The sequence below is a fragment of the Pelotomaculum propionicicum genome, from assembly GCF_004369225.1.
Taxonomy (GTDB): domain Bacteria; phylum Bacillota; class Desulfotomaculia; order Desulfotomaculales; family Pelotomaculaceae; genus Pelotomaculum_B; species Pelotomaculum_B propionicicum.
Genome location: NZ_QFFZ01000142.1, coordinates 1 through 909 on the forward strand (window position 1 = coordinate 1; position 909 = coordinate 909).

The 909-nt window shown below is 43.9% G+C and carries 1 protein-coding gene; it reads right to left on the bottom strand.

All coding sequences use genetic code 11. From position 1 onward, the window contains the following. On the bottom strand, positions 1–421 hold a 421-nt coding region (locus Pmgp_RS19260), incomplete at its 3' end, for a hypothetical protein (protein ID WP_205078061.1). Between the last annotated feature and the right edge of the window lie 488 nt (positions 422–909).

Consider the following 909-nt stretch of genomic DNA (forward strand, 5'->3'; position numbering starts at 1 on the left):
TGTATCCGAGCATATGATAACGTTCGACATATTCATTCCACAGACGAATCTCTTTTTGAACCCGTACCGGCTCTAGTTGGATGGGAGCATACGCCGACACACTCCCTCTTAGTTCCTCTTCTGGTTCAGTAGCAGTTCCGATGATGACTGTTTCTTTCCCTGAAGAAGTCGCCTTTCTTTTTTCCGGAAGGCGAATCCATTCCTTTGCCTCCAGCTTTCGCAGTAACTCGCGGCAAGATTCCAGCTTTGGTTTCCCGTTTGGTCCATACCACGACAGGGTTTCACATAGCGTATGCGCCAATTCCTTTTGACTCAACCGGGGAAACAACCGGATCACTTCCTTAATGTGTTCCAGTTCTTCCCTTGTAAAAATGCGTCCGTTCAAGAGAACTTCCTCAGGCCAATCTTCATGTATCGTCATAGTGTGGCTCCTTTTTAAAATTTCCCACACTATTGTCTCATATTTATTTTGTGGTGTCCAGTGCTATTTTGCGAAAAACTTTTTCTCCCCAACTCTTATAAACCTTGTCAGTTATAAATCTTTAGATTCATGCGTCAGCTCTGACTATTACCAGGAAAACTTGCCCCAGGCAGTGTAAAAGCGTATACGTTATAATTCAGGGGCTCTGCCCCCGAACCCCCGGAGTTTATCGCTTGGTTCTCCCAAGGATAGAAAAGAAGATACCAGGGTAATCAAACGATTCCCTGGCTATCCCCAGCAGAACTCTACTGGCCGCTCGGGTTGCTCTCCAGCATTGCCCTAAAATCCCGATATCGTAATATTAGGGCATATTCCGTTTTTTGATGTATTCCGATGATTTTTCAAACCTTACTGAGTATTTTGTAGATGCAACACCGTCACTATCCTTTCGCTTAAAAGAATCGGAATATTGTATTCTACTATTTTTT